The 18,789-nt window shown below is 65.4% G+C and carries 19 protein-coding genes; 14 read left to right on the top strand and 5 right to left on the bottom strand.

Annotated elements, in window-relative coordinates:
• Positions 1-35: 35 nt before the first annotated feature.
• The gene (dps, locus tag VNW74_RS28230) at positions 36-584 is read left to right on the top strand and encodes a DNA starvation/stationary phase protection protein Dps (RefSeq protein WP_325683017.1); all 549 of its coding nucleotides are present in this window, start codon (positions 36-38) and stop codon (positions 582-584) included.
• On the opposite strand, the gene VNW74_RS28225 is transcribed toward dps, so the two are convergent.
• Positions 585-2,009, bottom strand: a complete 1,425-nt coding sequence (locus tag VNW74_RS28225; RefSeq protein ID WP_325683015.1) for a chloride channel protein — start codon at positions 2,007-2,009, stop codon at positions 585-587.
• 99 nt (positions 2,010-2,108) lie between these two features.
• On the opposite strand from VNW74_RS28225, the gene VNW74_RS28220 reads away from it, so the two are divergent.
• From VNW74_RS28220 to VNW74_RS28185, 8 genes are all read left to right on the top strand, one after another.
• Positions 2,109-3,095 (top strand): pirin family protein, encoded by a 987-nt coding sequence (locus VNW74_RS28220; protein ID WP_325683013.1) that lies wholly within the window; start codon positions 2,109-2,111, stop codon positions 3,093-3,095.
• A gap of 56 nt (positions 3,096-3,151) precedes the next feature.
• Positions 3,152-3,787, top strand: coding sequence for a TetR/AcrR family transcriptional regulator (locus VNW74_RS28215; RefSeq protein ID WP_325683011.1), 636 nt, complete (start codon positions 3,152-3,154; stop codon positions 3,785-3,787).
• 65 nt (positions 3,788-3,852) lie between these two features.
• A complete protein-coding gene (locus tag VNW74_RS28210) occupies positions 3,853-4,806 on the top strand; it encodes a class I SAM-dependent methyltransferase (RefSeq protein WP_325683009.1) in 954 nt (317 codons plus the stop codon).
• Positions 4,807-4,857: 51 nt separating this feature from the next.
• Positions 4,858-5,787: a class I SAM-dependent methyltransferase gene (locus VNW74_RS28205; RefSeq protein ID WP_325683075.1), complete on the top strand. Its 930-nt coding sequence runs from the start codon at positions 4,858-4,860 to the stop codon at positions 5,785-5,787.
• A 65-nt stretch (positions 5,788-5,852) separates the two neighbouring features.
• Complete coding sequence (locus VNW74_RS28200; RefSeq protein ID WP_325683073.1) at positions 5,853-6,713, top strand: SAM-dependent methyltransferase; 861 nt, start codon at positions 5,853-5,855, stop codon at positions 6,711-6,713.
• A gap of 90 nt (positions 6,714-6,803) precedes the next feature.
• Positions 6,804-8,228 carry an aldehyde dehydrogenase family protein gene (locus tag VNW74_RS28195; protein WP_325683006.1) on the top strand — a complete coding sequence of 475 codons (1,425 nt, stop codon included), beginning with the start codon at positions 6,804-6,806 and terminating at the stop codon, positions 8,226-8,228.
• A 72-nt stretch (positions 8,229-8,300) separates the two neighbouring features.
• Positions 8,301-9,164, top strand: a complete 864-nt coding sequence (locus VNW74_RS28190) for an SDR family oxidoreductase (protein WP_325683071.1) — start codon at positions 8,301-8,303, stop codon at positions 9,162-9,164.
• 6 nt (positions 9,165-9,170) lie between these two features.
• Positions 9,171-10,139, top strand: coding sequence for an NADPH:quinone oxidoreductase family protein (locus tag VNW74_RS28185; RefSeq protein ID WP_325683004.1), 969 nt, complete (start codon positions 9,171-9,173; stop codon positions 10,137-10,139).
• A gap of 347 nt (positions 10,140-10,486) precedes the next feature.
• On the opposite strand, the gene VNW74_RS28180 is transcribed toward VNW74_RS28185, so the two are convergent.
• The 3 genes from VNW74_RS28180 to VNW74_RS28170 all read right to left on the bottom strand — a co-directional run bounded on the left by VNW74_RS28180 (position 10,487) and on the right by VNW74_RS28170 (position 14,313).
• Positions 10,487-12,106, bottom strand: coding sequence for a PE-PPE domain-containing protein (locus VNW74_RS28180; protein ID WP_325683002.1), 1,620 nt, complete (start codon positions 12,104-12,106; stop codon positions 10,487-10,489).
• 172 nt (positions 12,107-12,278) lie between these two features.
• Positions 12,279-13,100 carry a tyrosine-protein phosphatase gene (locus VNW74_RS28175; RefSeq protein WP_325683000.1) on the bottom strand — a complete coding sequence of 274 codons (822 nt, stop codon included), beginning with the start codon at positions 13,098-13,100 and terminating at the stop codon, positions 12,279-12,281.
• 1 nt (position 13,101) lies between these two features.
• Positions 13,102-14,313 carry an acyl-CoA dehydrogenase family protein gene (locus tag VNW74_RS28170; protein WP_325683069.1) on the bottom strand — a complete coding sequence of 404 codons (1,212 nt, stop codon included), beginning with the start codon at positions 14,311-14,313 and terminating at the stop codon, positions 13,102-13,104.
• Positions 14,314-14,390: 77 nt separating this feature from the next.
• On the opposite strand from VNW74_RS28170, the gene VNW74_RS28165 reads away from it, so the two are divergent.
• Genes VNW74_RS28165 through VNW74_RS28150 form a run of 4 tightly spaced genes read left to right on the top strand, consistent with a single transcriptional unit; the run spans position 14,391 to position 17,751 of the window.
• Positions 14,391-14,852: a nuclear transport factor 2 family protein gene (locus VNW74_RS28165; RefSeq protein ID WP_325682998.1), complete on the top strand. Its 462-nt coding sequence runs from the start codon at positions 14,391-14,393 to the stop codon at positions 14,850-14,852.
• A 41-nt stretch (positions 14,853-14,893) separates the two neighbouring features.
• A complete protein-coding gene (locus VNW74_RS28160; RefSeq protein ID WP_325682996.1) occupies positions 14,894-15,991 on the top strand; it encodes a Re/Si-specific NAD(P)(+) transhydrogenase subunit alpha in 1,098 nt (365 codons plus the stop codon).
• A gap of 9 nt (positions 15,992-16,000) precedes the next feature.
• Positions 16,001-16,330, top strand: a complete 330-nt coding sequence (locus VNW74_RS28155) for an NAD(P) transhydrogenase subunit alpha (protein WP_325683067.1) — start codon at positions 16,001-16,003, stop codon at positions 16,328-16,330.
• Complete coding sequence (locus VNW74_RS28150) at positions 16,327-17,751, top strand: NAD(P)(+) transhydrogenase (Re/Si-specific) subunit beta (protein WP_325682994.1); 1,425 nt, start codon at positions 16,327-16,329, stop codon at positions 17,749-17,751. The genes VNW74_RS28155 and VNW74_RS28150 overlap by 4 nt, the downstream gene beginning before the upstream one ends.
• 16 nt (positions 17,752-17,767) lie before the next feature.
• On the opposite strand, the gene VNW74_RS28145 is transcribed toward VNW74_RS28150, so the two are convergent.
• Complete coding sequence (locus VNW74_RS28145) at positions 17,768-17,899, bottom strand: hypothetical protein (RefSeq protein WP_325682992.1); 132 nt, start codon at positions 17,897-17,899, stop codon at positions 17,768-17,770.
• Between the two features lie 157 nt (positions 17,900-18,056).
• Here VNW74_RS28145 and VNW74_RS28140 point away from each other — a divergent pair, with 157 nt between their 5' ends.
• A complete protein-coding gene (locus VNW74_RS28140; protein ID WP_325682990.1) occupies positions 18,057-18,716 on the top strand; it encodes a TetR/AcrR family transcriptional regulator in 660 nt (219 codons plus the stop codon).
• The last annotated feature ends 73 nt before the right edge of the window (positions 18,717-18,789 follow it).

Below are 18,789 nucleotides of genomic sequence, written 5' to 3'. Positions count from 1 at the left end.
GTTACGGCTCGCGGTCATCGGGTATTCGACCCGCCATGACGCAGTTCACCGTCCCAGGCATGACCGAAAAGCAGGCAATCAAAGTCGCTGGGCTGCTGCAGAAGCAGCTGAGCACATACAACGATCTCCACCTGACGCTCAAGCACATCCACTGGAACGTGGTCGGCCCCAACTTCATCGGGGTTCACGAGATGATCGACCCGCAGGTGGAGTTGGTGCGTGGCTACGCAGACGAGGTGGCCGAGCGCATCGCGACCCTTGGTGGGTCGCCGCACGGTACCCCGGGCGCAATCCTCAAAGATCGCACCTGGGACGACTACTCCGTCGGCCGGGACACCGTGCAGGCCCATCTGGCCGCACTTGACCTGGTCTACAACGGTGTTATCGAAGACACCCGCAAGGCCATCGACGAAACCGAAGCGGCTGATCCGGTCACCCAAGACATCCTGATCGACCAGGCGGCCGAACTGGAGAAGTTCCAGTGGTTCGTGCGGGCTCACCTGGAAAATGCGGGCGGCAAGTTAGTCCACGAGGGCTCCTCCACCGAACGCGCCGCGGCGAAAACCGCCAAGCGTAAAAGCTGATCAGGGCGCGATGGCCGCGGCGTGTAGGCGCTCGGCTTCGGCGGTTTCGCGGTTGAGGCGCTGCGAGCGGTAGATCGACACCTTGGTGTGATGCATCAGCAATGCGGCGATCCCGACCGCGATGATCGCGCCGGGCACCACCGAGAACGACCCGGTCATCTCGGCGACCATGATCAAGATGGCCAGCGGCGCGTGCGCGACGCTGCCGAAACACGCCATCATCCCGACCACCACGAAGATGCCCGGGCTGCCGGGCACACCGGCAAGATGGAACATGTCGCCCAGCCGCCAGACCGCCGCGCCCACGAACGCCCCGATGACGATCCCGGGCCCGAAGATTCCGCCCGAGCCGCCGGTGCCGATGGACAACGACGTCGCGACGATTTTCGCGATCGGCAGGACCAGCACGATCCACAACGGAATCGCCAGCAATCCCGTCTTGGTCGTCGCCAGCTGCACCCAGCCGTATCCGCTGCTCAGGATCTGGGGGAGCGCCAACCCCATCAGGCCGACCAGCAGGCCGCCGATGGTGGGCATGAGGACTGCGCTGCCGGGAATCGAAAGTCGAGCCGTCAGCGCTTCGGTGGCATAGAAGATGCGTGCATACAGATAACCCACCGCCGCCGCGACGACGCCCAGAACGACAAACCACAGCAGCGGCCAGGCGCTCTCGAAGCGGTACTCGGCGTCGATATAGCCGAACATCGGGTCGAAGCCCAAAAACGAGCCGAACACGGCAAAAGCCGTCGCCGAGGTGACAAAACCGGGGTAGAGCACGCGGTATTCGAGGTCTTCGCGGTAGATGATCGACGCCGCCAGGACTGCGCCGCCGAGTGGCGCGCCGAAGATGGCGCCGATCCCGGCACCCACCCCCAGCGACACCAGGATTCGGCCGTCCGCATCGGACAGGTGCAGGCGGCGTGCCAGCATCGACGCGAAGCCGGCGGAGATCTGCGCGGTCGGGCCCTCACGGCCGGCTGAACCGCCCGAGCCGATGGTCAGCGCGCTGGAAACCATCTTCACCAACACGACCCGGCCCCGGATGTGTCGCGGATCGGTGTGGATCGCCTCGATCGCACTGTCGGTGCCGTGCCCGCTGGCTTCGGGAGCAAACTTGGCCACGATCAACGCGGACACCAGCGCACCCGCAGTCGTCACCAGCGGCAGCGCCCACGGCCGCTGGTAATGGGGAGAACCGGCACTCCCGCCCTCGACCAGCGGGCTGGGCAAGTGGTAGCCGGCCACATAGCCCAGCAAAAAATGAGAGGTGTAGCGCAGCGCCAGGTAGAAAACGACGGCACCGAGGCCGGCTACCACACCGACGATGACGCCGAGCAACAGCCATTTGTAGAGGTATTCGAGATTTCTGATAAAGCGGCCCAAGCGACCGCCATGCTCAGGATCGGTGTCCGTTGCCTCCAGCATCGCCAGTGACGTTAGCAGCGACTTTTGAAGAGGCCTTCGGGGGGAATAATCGGACCGCGGTCCGGTTATATCGTGTATTCAAGTTTTTAGGAGGTACAGATGCCCGCGGTAACCGCAGACACTTTGACATTGGCCCGGGTGTCCGCCGCGCGTCCGGCCGACACCGAACGTCCCGTCCGCTCGATCACCACTGGTCCGCACGGCTACGAGGGTGAAGGCTTTCCGGTGGTCCGGGCGTTCGCCGGGATCAGCACGGCGGCGCTGGACCCGTTCGTGCACATGGACCAGATGGGCGAGGTGGAATACCAGCCCGGCGAGCCCAGGGGGACCGACTGGCATCCGCACCGCGGGTTCGAAACGGTCACCTACATGATCGACGGGCGGTTCGCGCACCAGGACTCCCACGGCGGAGGCGGCCTGATCACCGACGGCGCCACCCAATGGATGACCGCAGGCGCCGGCATCCTGCACATCGAAACACCGCCGGTCGACCTCGTCGAAAGCGGTGGCATGTTTCACGGCATCCAGCTCTGGGTGAACCTGCCGAAGAAGGACAAGTTCGCCGCACCTCGCTATCAGGCCATCGAGGGCACCGACGTCACGTTGCTCTCCTCGGACGACGGCGGCGCACTGGTGCGCGTCATCGCAGGGGATATCGACGGTCACCGCGGCCCCGGCGTCACGCACACGCCGATCACGATGGCGCATGCCACCGTCGAACCTGGCGCACGGCTGAACATTCCATGGAACCGCGACTACAACGCGCTGGTCTACATCCTTTCCGGGCGCGGATCGGTCGGCCCGATCGGACACCCGATCCAGCAGGGTCAGTTGGCGGTCCTCGGTCCGGGAGACCGGGTTACCGTTGCCGCCGCGCCATCGCAGGAGTCGCGCCGACCCGCGTTGGAGGTGCTGATCCTGGGCGGCCAGCCGATCCGGGAGCCGGTATTCCACCATGGCCCGTTCGTGATGAACACCAAGGCTGACGTGATCCAAGCGTTCGAAGATTTCCAGGTCGGAAAGTTCGGCAGCATTCCGCCCAACGGGTTGATGCCCCATAGCTCCGCGCGGCCACCGGTCAGCTAACAATTAGCTTTGGCTTGCGCGGCGGGCAAAAGTGTGATCTATGGCACAATTCAACCGTGGTGCAACCCGCGAGCCGGGGACCGGGTCGCCCGCCTGCAGCGAAGGCGGCCGAGACGCGGAAGCGCATTTTGCGTGCGGCTCGTGAGGTGTTCAGCGAACGCGGTTACGACGCGGCCACCTTCCAGGCGATCGCGATCCGGGCCGACCTGACCCGGCCCGCGATCAATCACTACTTCTCCAACAAGCGCGTGCTCTATCGAGAAGTGGTGAAGGAGACCAACGAGGTGGTTGTCACCGCCAGTGTCCAGCGGGCACAGCGCGAGACGACACTGATAGACCGGGTGTCCGCGTTCATCGATGGCACAACTCAAGCCGACATCGAAAATCGAACGGCGGCGGCCTTTTTGATCACGGTCGCGCTGGAGTCGAAGCGGCACCCCGATCTGAGCCATGAGGAAGCCGACTCGATTCGCATTACCCGGGAATTTCTGTCGTGGGCCATCGATGACGCGATAAAAGGAGGTGAGCTGGCGTCGGATACCGACGCCTCGGCGCTCACCGAGACGCTGATCGCGGTCCTGCTGGGGGTGGGGTTCCATGCGGGGTTTGTCGCTGGCCGGCACCAACTCGATCAGGTCACCCGTCAACTGCACGAGTTGTTGGCCGGCGGCCTCACCCGGCACCCCGCATAAAGGTCAGTGATGTAGCGCACAGAACATATAGGTTACCTAACTTATTTGGTAACGTAGGCCGCGCTATGACTGATCTTCACGACGCGAACTCGGTGCGTACCGAAGGGGACAGCTGGGACATCACCGAAAGCGTCGGCGCGACCGCATTGAGCGTCGCCGCGGCGCGGGCGGTGGAGACGGCAACAGCCGACCCGCTGATCCGAGACGAGTTCGCTTATTTGTTGGTGTCGTCGGCGGGCAAGCCCTGGGAGCGGCTGACCAGCCCCGGCCTCGAGTGGATCGGCAACGACGAGCACGGACGACGGTCCCACCGGCTGGGCTGCGACTACCAGGCAGTGCGCACGCACTTCTTCGACAGCTACTTCGCCGAGGCTGTCGCGGGCGGAATCCGTCAGGTGGTGATCTTGGCCGCGGGCCTGGATTCGCGGGCCTACCGGCTGGACTGGCCGGCCGGGACGACGGTCTACGAGATCGACCAGCCTCAGGTGGTCGAATACAAGACCGCCACGTTGAACGCGGCCGGTGCCGCCCCCAAGGCCACTCGCAAGACCGTTCCGGTGGACCTGCGCGACGACTGGCCGGCGGCGCTGTCCGCCGCGGGCTTCGATCGGACCCAGCCCACCGGGTGGCTCGCCGAGGGCCTGCTGCCCTACCTGCCGGCCGAAGCTCAGGACCGGCTGTTCGAGATGCTCACCGAGCTGAGCGCGCCCGGCAGTCAGGTGGCCGTCGAGGCGTTCAGCCTCGGTTCGGGCGACCCCGCGCGGCGCCGCGCGGCGCGACGTATCCGATTCGAGCGGATGCGTGAACGCCTCGGCCTCGAGATCAACGTCGAGACCCTGACCTACCAGGAAAACGACCGTGCGGATGCCGCCGAATGGCTGACCGCGCACGGGTGGCGGGTGCGCGCGGTGAGCAACGCCGACGAAATGGCCCGACTGGGCCGGCCGATACCCACGGACCTGGCCGAAGAGGCCTTCACCACCAGGCTGCTGCGCGCGGAGCTCGGCGCAGCTGATTGATCACCAGACGCATTTTGTAGGAGGCGTGAACCCATGAGCACACCGCGCACCTTGCGCACCCACGACGACACTTGGGACATCGCCACCAGCGTCGGCAGCACGGCGGTCATGGTGGCTGCCGCCCGAGCCGTCGAAACCGATCGCCCCGATGCAGTGATCCGCGACCCCTACGCGAGGCTGCTGGTCAGCGAGGCCGGCACCGGCGTGTGGGAAAGCATGCTCGACGACTCTCTGCTCGCCAAGGTGGAGTCGATCGACCCGGAAGGGGCCGCGGTGCTCCAACACATGCGCAGCTACCAAGCCGTGCGCACGCATTTCTTCGACGCCCACTTCGCCGGGGCGGCGGCCGCCGGCATCCGCCAGGTGGTGATCTTGGCGTCCGGGCTGGACTCGCGGGCCTACCGACTGGACTGGCCGGCCGGCACCACGGTGTACGAAATCGATCAGCCCAAGGTGCTGGCCTACAAATCGGCAACGCTGGCGGCAAATGGCGCGACCCCGTCGGCCGACCGTCACGAGGTGCCGATCGACTTGCGTCAGGACTGGCCGGCAGCGCTCGTCGGTGCGGGCTTCGACCCGAAGGCGCCGACGGCCTGGCTGGCCGAAGGCCTGCTGATGTATCTGCCCGCCGAAGCCCAGGACCGGCTGTTCACCCAGATCACCGAGCTGAGCGCGCCAGGCAGCCGGATCGCGGTGGAAACCGCGGCCCGTCACGCCGACGAGCGGCGGCAGGAGATGCGGGATCGATTCCAGGGGCTGACGGAAAAGCTCGGCATCGAACAGGCCGTCGACATCCAGGATTTGATCTACCACGACGAGGACCGCGCGGAAGTCGTCGACTGGCTCAACGACCACGGCTGGCGGGCCACTGCGCAGAACTCCGGTGACGAGATGCGCCGCCTGGACCGCTGGGTGGACGGCGTTCCGCTGGCCGACGACAAGGACGCCTTCGCGCAATTCGTGACTGCGGAACTCCGGTGAGTGCGCCCGGCCGTAGCCACGGCGACACCTGGGACATCGCGACCAGCGTCGGCGCGACCGCGGTGATGGTGGCCTCCGCCCGCGCGGCCGAGACGGCCAGCGAGCGGCCGCTGATCCGCGACGAGTTCGCGCAAATGCTGATCGACGGGCCGGAACTCGCCGCCTTGGTCGCCAAGATGTCGACGACGTATACGGCCGATCCCGAGTTGGAGGCGGTCCGTGCGCACATGGTCAACTACCAGGCGGCGCGCACCCACTTCTTTGACGCCTACTTCCGGGCGGCGGCCGCAGCCGGCATCCGTCAGCACGTCATCCTGGCCGCCGGGCTGGACTCTCGGGCCTATCGGCTGGACTGGCCGGCCGGGACCAGCGTGTACGAAGTCGACCAGCCGAAGGTGCTGGAGTACAAGGCCGCAACCTTGGCGGCTCATGGCGTTCAGCCGGTGGTCGACCGTCAGGAAGTGCCGGCCGACCTCCGGTTTGACTGGCCGAAAACGCTGCGCGGCAAGGGCTTCGACCCTGCACACCGGACCGCGTGGCTGGCCGAAGGCTTGTTGATGTTCCTACCGGGTGAGGCCGAGGACAGGTTGTTCACCGACATCGACGCGCTGAGCGCGTCGGGTAGCCGAGTCTGCATCGAGGATTTCACCTACGACGACGCGGCCCGCGAGGCATACGAGAAGCGCCGCGCCAAGACCGACGAACTTCGCCGGCGGCTCGGCGATGAGAACGTCTTCGACCCCGGCGACCTGTGGTACACCGAGGACGATCGCTGTGATCCGGCAGCCTGGTTCGACACGCACTCTTGGCGCGTCGAAGCGTTGGCAGGCCGCGACTACCTGACCCAGGTCGGTCGTCCGCTGCCGGAGGAACCCAACGTGGCCGCGACGTTCAGGGCTGTTTTCGTCTCCGCCGAGAAGCCGTAACAGCGCGCGCCTGCGACACCTGAGGGCACCTGTTGCCCAACCGGGTGGTTGATTAGGATTGGGCTTTCGCCGGTCGAGGAAGGAATACCCATGACCACCGAAGCCACCGAAGTCACCGCAAACGCCACCGTTGGTGCCCCCGCGACCCACTCCGAAATCCCGAAAATCGTCGCCGGCCTGCGGCAGACGTTCGCCACCGGCAAGACCCGCAGCGTGGAGTGGCGACAAGCCCAGCTGCGCGCGCTGGAGAAGATGATCGCCGAGAACGAGCCGGCGATCGCCGACGCGCTCGCCAAGGACCTGGACCGCAGCCCGTTCGAGGCCTGGCTGGCCGACGCCGCAACCACCGCGGGCGAAGCCCGGTATGCGGCCAAGCACGTCAAGAAGTGGATGCGCCGCAAATACCGTCTGCTCGAGCTGGCGCAGCTGCCGGGCCGCGGCTGGGTGGAGTACGAGCCCTATGGCACGGTGCTGATCATCGGCGCGTGGAACTACCCGTTCTACTTGACGCTGGGCCCGGCGGTGGGAGCGATTGCCGCGGGAAACACGGTGTTGCTCAAGCCGTCCGAGATCGCGCCGGCGTCGGCAGCGCTGATGGCCGAGTTGGTGCCGCGTTACCTGGACAGCGACGCGGTCGCGGTGGTCGAAGGCGACGGCGCGGTGAGCCAAGAGCTGATCGCGCAGGGATTCGACAGGGTGTTTTTCACCGGCGGCACCGAGATCGGCCGCAAGGTTTACGAAGGCGCCGCACCGCACCTGACGCCGGTCACCCTCGAACTCGGCGGCAAGAGCCCGGTCATCGTGGCGGCGGACGCCGACGTCGACGTGGCGGCCAAGCGGATCGCCTGGATCAAACTGCTCAACGCCGGTCAGACGTGTGTGGCGCCCGACTACGTGCTGGCCGACGTGACGATCCGTGACGAGCTCGTCCAAAAGATTGAACAGGCCATCACGACATTTCGGTCTCAGGACAAGAGCGGGTTGCGGATCGTCAACCAGCGCCAGTTCGATCGGCTGACCGGATACCTGGCCGAGACGAAGGGCAAGATCGCGTTGGGGGGCAACTCCGACGCGTCGGGCCTGCGCCTGGAACCGACCGTGGTCGTCGACCCCGATCCCGACGAGCCGCTGATGAGCAACGAGATCTTCGGCCCCATCCTGCCGGTGATCACCGTCCAATCCCTCGATGAGGCAATACGTTTCGTCAACTCGCGGCCCAAGCCGCTGTCGGCATACCTGTTCACCAAGACGCGTGCGGTGCGTGAGCGGGTGATCAAGGAGGTGCCTGCGGGCGGCATGCTGGTCAACCATCTGGCCTTCCAGGTGTCGACGGCCAAGCTGCCGTTTGGCGGCGTCGGCGCATCCGGGATGGGCGCCTACCACGGTCGATGGGGTTTCGACGAGTTCAGCCACCGCAAGTCGGTGTTGACCAAGCCGACCCGACCCGACTTATCCAGCTTCGTCTACCCGCCGTATACAGATAGGGCGTGGAAGTTGGCGCGCCGGCTGTTCTAGCGTCGCCACGACCCAACCGAACCGGCCTTTGAGAAGAGTCGGGCGATGAAGCCCGAGAAAGAGAGGAAGCCCATGCCCGGAGTGCAGGATCGCGTCGTTGTCGTCACCGGAGCCGGTGGGGGCCTGGGCCGCGAATACGCCCTGACTCTCGCCAAGGAGGGCGCCAGTGTCATCGTCAACGACCTCGGCGGCTCCCGCGACGGAACCGGCGCCGGACACAACATGGCCGACCAGGTCGTCGACGAGATCAAGGCCGCCGGAGGTCGCGCTGCCGCCAATTACGACAGCGTCGCCGATCCCGAAGGCGCGGAGAACATCATCAGGACCGCTATTGACGAGTTCGGCAAGGTCGACGGCGTGGTGAGCAACGCCGGAATCCTGCGCGACGGCACCTTCCACAAGATGACGTTCGAGAACTGGGATTCGGTGCTCAAGGTGCACCTCTACGGCGGTTACAACGTGCTCCGCGCCGCCTGGCCGCATTTCCGTGAGCAGAGCTTCGGGCGGGTGGTCGTCGCCACCTCCACCAGCGGACTGTTCGGCAACTTCGGCCAGGCCAACTATGGCGCGGCCAAGCTGGGCCTGGTCGGCCTGATCAACACGTTGGCCCAAGAAGGCGCCAAGTACAACATCAAGGCCAACGCGGTCGCACCGATCGCGGCCACCCGGATGACCGAAGACATCCTGCCGCCCGAGGTGCTCAAAAACCTCACCCCGGACTTCGTTGCGCCGGTGGTGGCCTACCTGTGTTCCGAAGAGGTGCCCGACACCGATTCGATCTTCATTGTCGGCGGCGGCAAGGTGCAGCGCACCGCGCTGTTCCAGAACGAAGGCGTCACGTTCAAGGCACCGCCGTCCGTTGACGAGATCGCCGCGCATTGGGCCGAGATCGACGACCTGTCCGCCCCGAAACAGGCCAACTTCTCGATCCGGTAATCGCGGATGAAAGCCTGTGTAGTACAGGAGCTTTCTGGGCCGTCCGGCGTGGTTTACACGGACGTCGACGATGTCAGCGGCAGCGACGACACGATCATCGTCGACGTCCGCGCCGCCGGCGTGTGCTTTCCGGACCTGCTGCTGACCAAGGGTGAGTACCAACTCAAGCTGCCGCCGCCATTCATCCCCGGCGTGGAAGCCGCCGGTGTGGTGCACTGGGCGCCGGAAGAGTCGGAATTCAAAGTGGGTGACCGGGTTTCGGCGTTTGGTGTGTTCGGCGGCTACGCCGAAAAGGTGATCGCGCCGTTAGCCAACGTGATCCACAGTCCGGCGGAACTGGATGACGCCGAGGCGGTGTCGCTGCTGGTGAACTACAACACCATGTACTTCGCGCTGGCTCGGCGCGCCGCAATGCGTCCGGGTGACAGCGTGCTGGTGCTCGGGTCGGCCGGTGGTGTGGGCACCGCGGCGATCCAGGTGGCCCGGGCGATGGGTGCGAGCAAGGTCATCGCGATGGTGCATCGCACGGGCGCAATGGAATTCGTCGAGTCGCTGGGCGCAGACGTGGTGTTGCCATTGGCCGACGGCTGGGCTCAAGCGGTGCGCGAGCATACCGACGGTCGCGGCGTTGACATCGTGGTCGACCCCATCGGCGGGCCGGCCTTCGACGATGCCATCCGGGTGTTGGCGATCGACGGCAAGCTGCTGGTCATCGGGTTTGCCGCGGGCGCGATTCCGACGGTCAAGGTGAACCGGCTGCTGCTGCGCAATGTCGGCGTGCTCGGTGTCGCCTGGGGCGAGTACCTGAATCAAGTGCCCGGTTCCGCGGCGCTGTTTGCCTGGGGTGCGAGCCAGCTAGTGTCGTTGGGCTTGAAACCTCCACCGCCGCAGCGTTATCCGCTCTCGGAGGCGCCCGCGGCCTTGCAGGCCCTTGCCGAGGGAGGGGTGTTCGGCAAGGTCGTGCTGGAACCGTAGCGATTCGACCGCCCGGCTGACGCCGAGCGCTATGGGATGAAGCCGTCGATGAGGTCGTAAGCGGTCGTCCGAGTGCCTCGCCGAGGACTGCGGCGTCCAGGCCGATCGGCAGCGGCAGGATCCCGATGTCCGCCGCGAGCGGATCACCGATGGCGGCCAGTAGGTTGCCGGACTCGAGCCCTTGCTCAAACAAGCTGATGTCGTAGTTCGGCAGCGAAACCCCCAGCGCGAGAAGGGTGTCGAACGCCGGGAGTAAGGCCGCCGCGTCGGTGGAAAACAGGTCGGTGAGGACGTTGACGATGTCGGTGGGCGACGAGTCCGCGGCCCACCGTTATGGCTCCTCGTTACTAGAACAGACCCCCGAAGTCGGCAGCAATCTGTGACGCGGCATTCGAGATGACCTCTACCTCGAAACCGGCCGCCAGCGTGCCCAGCGCTGTGTCAGCCGCGACCGGCAAACCGAAAGCGTCGAGGAGGTCACCGGTGCTCAAGTTGTCGGTGATGAGCGAGACGTCGTATGACGGAAGGCTGGTGACTAGGGCGTTCACGATGTCTGCTGTCGGTAGCAGCGTGCTATAGGCCGTCGAAGTCGCACTCGAGATCGCATTAACGAGGTCGGTAGGCGTAGTGCCGACAGTCTCCGGGGAGCTGAGTTCGGTCTCCAACCCGGTAAAGGGGTCGGAGAAGAACGTGGTTAATGCCGTCGGGGAACCTGCCAGCGACGAGAGCAGCGCTGCGGGGTTCGACAGCTCGGACTCGAACGCCTGGAAGCCCGACTCTGTGCCTGCGATCAGTTCGTTGGCGAGGGTGGTCGGGTTGACGTCGGGGAACAGCCCGAACGGAGTGGGCACATTCGCCGGCGCGTCCGAATAGCCGAGGTTGTCCCCGCCGTAACCCAGGTTAATCAGAACCGTCAAGTCGGGCCCCAGCAGGTCTTCTAGTGGTTTGCCGATGACGGGAAGATCGCCGAGCGCCGACACTAGCGGAGCCGTGATAGGAGTCCCGTCAAGCGTGTCAATCATGAAGTAACTGTTGTCGGTGCCGTAAGCCGGATCCGTCGCTAACGGAGTCGCGGTCGCGATATCTTCGGGCGTGGGGCCGCCAGGCAGGCCCGCTGCGTTGTTCAGATATGTGCCGTGGAGCTCTCCGATACCGAGGAAGGCGTTCAGGTCGGCCAGGAAATCGATCGGATAACGCGGAAAGTCGGTGAATCCGTCGTATTCCAGGGAGTAGACGGCGGTTGTGTAGCCGTCGTCGGGCGTCGCGCCGTCGAAATTAAAACCCAGGCTCGGGAGCTGCAAGGGGTCGACGGTGGTCTGACCCGACGTCGTTTCGAAACCGTTGAAACGCTCGAGCAGACCGCCGTTGGGGGCGCTGACGTTACCGACCAATACGAAGTTCACATCGTTGGTCGGTACGTCTTCGGCTTTGAGGATGCCCATCTCCAGGCTGTCTATCGCGGCGCTTTGGGAGTAGCCGAAGACGGTCGACACGTCGCCGTTGGCGACGTTGGCCAGAATGTTGTCGTTCAGAATGGTGAGACCTTGGCCCACCGACGAGCTTTGGTCCGGCAGGTCGGGGATTGTGATTGGCGTGCCATTGACCGTCTCGCCGTCGAATGAACCGGAGGGGTAGTTGAGGAGCAATTGGTGGACGCCGGCGCTGGTGACCGGATACAACCCCTCCGGAGTGAATACGCCGTTCGCCAAGACGCCGGGATAGGTGGCGGGGAACTGGATAGGAGCCGCACCGTTGATGTAGAGCGTGTCAGCGGCGTCTACGTAAGGCGCGGTGGGTATCGGAAGGCCGCTGGCCCCCAGGACCAAGCCAATGTCCGTCGGATCGGGGGGGAGGGGCGTGTCGCCGAAGGCGAACGCGGAGTTCATGATCGCGGTCATGGACAGCATTCCGGCGCCGGCAGTGGCGAACATTCCGGCGGCGAGCCAACGAAGCTTACGTCCTGACATTGTGACCTCCCGACGCTGGGCAGATCCCTCTGTGGGCTTGGCGGAAGCGCTACTCACGGCAGCGCAGCGGTATAAGACACATGTGCATCATGCACCTTGTCCTTACCGTGCGTCTAGGAAACACTCAGGATTTTCTGAGAATTTTCCCGCCGGGATTCGACCCGAACGCGGCTCAGCCGAGCAGGGCTCCGCGCAGCCGGCGGACGTCAGTCCCGGAAACCCCGGCGCTGCGCAGGTAACCGTCGAGCGAGCCGAACTGGTCGTCTATCGTCCGCCGTGCGGTGTCGAGGTATTCCTCGCGGACACCGAGGACTTCATCGGACAGCCGCGCCGCGGTGAACGCCATCAGCTCCGGGGTCACTTCGACGTCGGATCGCTCCCGGACCGCGTCCAGAATCCGGCCCCGCAGCTGAGGAACGGCCTGGTTGCTACCCAGGAAATCCGCCACGATCGCGTCGCGGCCGACGCCCGCGGCTTCCAGCACCAGCGCCACTGTGAACCCGGTGCGGTCCTTGCCGGCAAAACAGTGGGTGAGCACCGTGCGTCCGTCGGCCAGCAAGCTGACCATGCGGTGCAGTGCCTGCTGGGCTCCGTTGTACGTGGGAAACCTGCTGTACTCGTCGATCATGAAGCGACGGGACGCCTCGCCGACCGGTTCGTCGTCGGCCTTATCTTCCAGCAGCCGCCTGAACGCATGCTCGTGCGGCGCGTCCCCGTCCGGGTTGAGTTCGTCCGGGCCGAGATCGGGGATGGGCAGTTGATGAATCCGCACGCCGTCCGGCACCCGGCCCGGCCCGTGGCGCTCCACCTCACGGCGCGAGCGCAAGTCGGCGACATCGGTGATGCGCAATCGGCGCAACTCGTCGCGGCCGTCGTCGCCGAGATCGCTCAGCTCACCGGAACGAAATAGCCGCCCCGGCCGAAGCACACCGGTGCTATCCGCAACATCGCGAAAGTTCCAGGCCCCCTGTAGATCCCGCACACCTTTCGCCATCTTAGGTGACCGCCACAGCGAACGCGCTTTGCTCCCGGCCGATCTCGGCGCGCGCGATGGAGCGCATATGCACCTCGTCGGGCCCATCGAAGATGCGCATCGCGCGATGCCAGGCGTAAAGCCGGGCCAGCGCCGTATCCTCGCTGACGCCGGCGGCCCCGTGCACCTGGATGGCGCGGTCGATGACGTCGCAGGCGACCTGCGGAGCCACCGCCTTGATCTGCGATACCAGTAGATGCGCGGCCCTGTTGCCGTATTGGTCGATGGTCCAGGCCGCCTTCTCGCAAAGGAGCCTGGCTTGATCTATCTCATTGCGTGACTTGGCAATTGCCTGCTGTACAAGACCTTGATCGGCGAGTGGACGGCCGAACGCCACCCGGGTATTGGCCCGGTGTACCAGCAGGGCCAGCGCACGTTCGGCTCCGCCGAGTGCGCGCATGCAGTGGTGGATACGGCCCGGCCCGAGCCGGGCCTGGGCGATCGCGAAGCCGGCGCCTTCTTCGCCGAGCAGGTTGGTGACCGGTACCCGGACGTTGTCGTAGACGATTTCGCAGTGCCCGGGTTGGTCTTGGTAACCGAAGACCGATGTTGAGCGGACCACCGTCACACCCGGTGTATCTATCGGCACCAGGACCATCGACTGCTGCTGGTGGCTCGCGGCCTCGGGGTTGGTGCGGCCCATCACGATCAGGATCTTGCAGCGGGGATCCGCCGCGCCCGAAGTCCACCATTTGCGGCCGTTGATCACGTAGTCGCCGCCGTCGCGCACGATCGAGGTTTCGATGTTGCGGGCGTCGCTGCTGGCGACCGCCGGCTCGGTCATCGAAAAGCCGCTGCGGATCTCGCCGTTCAGCAACGGCTCTAGCCACTGCTTACGCTGCTCCTCGGTGGCGAACAGGTGCAGGGTTTCCATGTTGCCGGTGTCCGGTGCCGCGCAGTTGATCGCCTCGGGTGCGATCTCCAGACTCCATCCGGTCAGTTCGGCCAGCGAGGCGTAGTCCAGGTTGGACAGGCCCGACTCGGCCGGCAGAAACAGGTTCCACAGGCCGGCGGCTTTGGCCTTGGTCTTCAGCTCCTCGATGATCGGCGGAACGGTGTGATCGTTCGGGCCGGCCTCGTGCCGATAGCGGTCGTATTCGGCCTCGGCCGGAAAGACGTAGTCGGTGATGAACTCGGACAGTCGTTTGTGGTAGTCGCTGGCTTTGGCCGACATCGCGAAGTCCATGATCGAAACGATAGGACACCGCGGCTGGCCCGACGATGCGGGAGGCAGCGGAGGACGATAGATCCATGACCGAGACACGTCCTCCCCTCCCGCCGTTCACCCTCGAGACGGCGATCCAGAAAGTGCAGGGCGCCGAGGATCTGTGGAACACCCGCGATCCCGAGCGTGTCAGCCTGGGCTACACCGTCGACTCGGAGTGGCGTAACCGTGACGAACACGTCGTCGGCCGGGACGCGATCGTGGCTTTCCTGACCCGGAAATGGCAGCGCGAGCACGACTATGTGCTGCGCAAGGGCCTGTGGAGTTTCCACGACAATCGCATCGCCGTCCGGTTCCAATACGAATGCCGTGACGCCGCCGGACAGTGGTGGCGCAGCTACGGCAATGAGTTGTGGGAGTTCTCCGACGCCGGCCTGACCGCCCGCCGCGAAGCCAGCATCAACGACGTGCCGATCGACGAATCGCAGCGCCGCTACTTTGGGCCGCGTCCGGAGCCGGAGTATGGCCAAGACTTTCCGCTGTGGTGACTGCGGCTAGGGTTGGTGCCGATCTAGCGGGGTAGGGAGTCATGACAGATACGCAGACGACGGTCGGGGTGGTCGCCGAGTCCGGGACCGACGAGCGACGGGTCGCGCTGGTGCCCAAGGCGGTCGGGCCGCTGGTGAAAAGCGGTGTCGCGGTTGTGGTGGAGTCGGGGGCGGGCGAGGGGGCGCTGCTTCCCGACGAGCTCTACACAGAGGCCGGCGCCACGATCGGTGATGCCTGGGCGGCCGACATCGTCGTCAAGGTCGCGCCGCCGACCGCCGAGGAGGTTTCCCGGCTGCGCAGCGGGCAGACGTTGATCGGCTTCCTCGCGCCCCGCGACGCCGACAATTCGATCGGCGCGCTGAAGCAGGCCGGCGTGCAGGCGTTCGCGCTGGAGGCCATCCCGCGGATTTCGCGGGCGCAGGTGATGGATGCGTTGTCGTCGCAGGCCAATGTCGCCGGATATAAGGCTGTGCTGTTGGCGGCCTCGGAGTCGACACGGTTCTTCCCGATGCTGACGACGGCGGCGGGCACGGTGAAGCCCGCCACGGTGCTGGTGTTGGGTGTCGGCGTGGCCGGCCTGCAGGCGCTGGCGACGGCCAAGCGGCTGGGCGCACGTACCACCGGTTACGACGTGCGGCCCGAGGTGGCCGACCAGGTGCGCTCGGTCGGCGCGCAGTGGCTCGATCTGGGTATCGACGCCGCCGGTGAGGGCGGCTATGCGCGCGAGCTGACCGAAGACGAAAAGGCGCAGCAGCAGAAGGCGTTGGAAGAGGCGATCAGCGGCTTCGACGTGGTGGTCACCACCGCATTGGTCCCGGGACGGCCTGCGCCGCGTCTGGTGACCGCCGCGGCGGTGGAGTCGATGAAGCCCGGCAGCGTGGTGGTTGACCTGGCCGGGGAAACCGGTGGCAACTGCGAGCTGACCGAACCCGGGCGGACCGTCGTCAAGCACGACGTCACCGTCGCCTCGCCGTTGAACCTGCCCGCGACGATGCCCGAGCACGCCAGCGAGCTCTACAGCAAGAACATCACCGCGCTGCTGGACCTGCTGATCAAGGACGGCGCGCTGGCCCCGGACTTCGACGACGAAGTCATCGCGGAATCGTGTGTGACCCGCGAGACAGGTAAGGACTCCTAAATGCACGGGATGTATGACGAACTTCTATCGAACCTGGCGATCCTGGTGTTGTCCGGGTTCGTCGGGTTCGCGGTGATCTCCAAAGTGCCCAACACGCTGCACACCCCGCTGATGTCGGGGACCAACGCCATCCACGGCATCGTGCTGCTCGGTGCGCTGGTGGTGTTCGGTGAAGTCGAGCACCCGTCGGTCGCCGTGCAGATCATCCTGTTCGTCGCGGTCGTGTTCGGCACGCTGAACGTCGTCGGCGGCTTCATCGTCACCGACCGGATGCTGGGCATGTTCAAGGGCAAGAAAAAGGCGCTGCCCGCCGCGACCGAGGAGTCGGCAGCCAAATGAACTACTTGGTGATCGGCCTCTACGTCATCTCGTTCGCGCTTTTCATCTACGGCCTGATGGGCCTGACCGGGCCCAAGACCGCGGTGCGGGGCAACTTGATCGCCGCGGTGGGAATGGCGCTGGCCGTGACGGCCACGCTGATCAAGATCCGGCACACCGACCAGTGGGTGTGGATCATCGCCGGTCTGGTGGTGGGTGTGGTGCTCGGTGTCCCGCCGGCCCGCTACACCAAGATGACCGCGATGCCGCAGCTGGTGGCATTTTTCAACGGCGTCGGCGGTGGCACGGTCGCGCTCATCGCTCTCGCGGAATTCATTGAGACCGATGGCTTTTCGGCCTTCCAGCACCACGAGTCGCCGACCGTGCACATCGTGGTGGCGTCGTTGTTCGCCGCGATCATCGGATCGATCTCATTCTGGGGCTCGATCATCGCGTTCGGCAAGCTGCAGGAGATCATCTCCGGATCACCGATCGGATTCGGCAAGGCTCAACAACCGATCAACCTGCTGCTGCTGACCGCGGCCGTCGCGGCCGCGGTCGTCATCGGCCTGGGCGCCCATCCCAGCACCGGTGGGGTGTCGCTGTGGTGGATGATCGGTCTGCTCGCTGCTGCGGGTGCGCTGGGCCTGATGGTGGTGTTGCCCATCGGCGGCGCCGACATGCCCGTGGTGATCTCACTGTTGAACGCCATGACCGGGGTGTCGGCCGCGGCCGCGGGGCTGGCGTTGAACAACACCGCGATGATCGTCGCCGGCATGATCGTCGGCGCCTCGGGTTCGATCCTGACCAACCTGATGGCCAAGGCGATGAACCGCTCCATTCCCGCGATCGTCGCCGGCGGGTTCGGCGGCGGCGGCGTGGCTCCCAGCGGCGACGCCGGCGGCGACAAACACGTAAGGGCCACCTCGGCCGCCGATGCCGCGATCCAGATGGCCTACGCCAACCAGGTGATCGTGGTGCCGGGCTACGGGCTGGCGGTCGCGCAGGCCCAGCACGCCGTCAAGGACATGGCGACGCTGCTGGAGGACAAGGGTGTCGCGGTGAAGTACGCGATCCACCCGGTCGCCGGCCGGATGCCCGGGCACATGAACGTGCTGCTGGCCGAGGCCGAAGTGGACTACGACGCGATGAAGGACATGGACGACATCAACGACGAGTTCGGCCGCACCGATGTCGCGATCGTCATCGGTGCCAACGACGTCACCAACCCGGCGGCGCGCAACGATGCCTCCAGCCCGATCTACGGCATGCCGATCCTCAACGTGGACAAGGCCAGGTCGGTGATTGTGCTGAAGCGGTCGATGAACTCGGGGTTTGCGGGTATCGACAACCCGCTGTTCTACGACGAGGGCACCACGATGCTGTTCGGCGATGCCAAGAAATCGGTGTCCGCAGTCACCGAGGAACTCAAAGCGCTGTAGAACCGCTGTTTAGTGTTTAGACGGGCGGATATGACGGTGGTGGGTAGCCGTTACCGTCGACGACGCCGCGCAAGCCCCACAGTGAATACTTGAAGTAGAACTCGAGTTCGTCGGAAAAGTCGTAGCTCGGATCCGGATCTGGGTTCATCTGACCACCTTCTCGATTGGACCGACTCGCGACTCGACTCACGGAGCAGTCTAGTCCGACCGGGGCGATGCACAACAGCGAATGACCGCCCTGACTAAACTATCCAACTAGTTGATTGACAACCGGGCATCACCCGGCCTGCCGATAGCGAGTAGACATGCCGTCCGAGAACGGGCTTTCCCGCCGCGAGGAGTTGCTGGCTGTTGCCACCAAGCTGTTCGCCGCACGCGGTTACCACGGCACCCGGATGGACGATGTCGCCGACGTGGTCGGGCTGAACAAGGCCACCGTGTACCACTACTACGCCAGCAAGTCGTTGATTCTCTACGACATCTACCAGCAGGCCGCCGAACGCACGCTGGCCGCCGTGCACGACGACCCGACGATGTCGGCGCGCGAAGCGCTGTATCAGTACACCGTGCGGCTGCTGAACGGGATCGCCTCCAACCCGGAAGGCGCGGCGGTGTACTTCCAGGAGCAGCCCTACATCACCGAGTGGTTCACCGAGGAGCAGGTCGACGCGGTCCGGGAGAAGGAAACCCAGGTCTACGAGCACGTGCACGGACTGATCGACCGGGGCATCGCCAGCGACGAATTCTATGAATGCGACTCGCATGTCCTGGCGCTCGGATACATCGGTATGACGCTCGGCGCCTACCGCTGGCTGCGGCCAAGCGGACGGCGCAGCGCCAAGGAGATCGCCGCCGAGTTCAGCACCGCACTGCTGCGCGGTCTGATCCGCGACGAGGCGGTCCGCACCGAGTCACCGCTCGGGGTCGGAACCGAAATCGGTACAGCCGGTCGTAATTCGCGATGACCGGGATGGCGTTGAACAGTCGGTTGAGATCCCGCTGAGCGCCGTTGCTCGGCCAACATCCAGACTGATGGCC

Origin of the sequence: Mycobacterium sp., assembly GCF_035570115.1 — a bacterium.
GTDB lineage: Bacteria > Actinomycetota > Actinomycetes > Mycobacteriales > Mycobacteriaceae > Mycobacterium.
The sequence above is the reverse complement of the archived record's forward strand: the minus strand, read 5'-3'. Positions and strand labels throughout refer to the sequence as shown.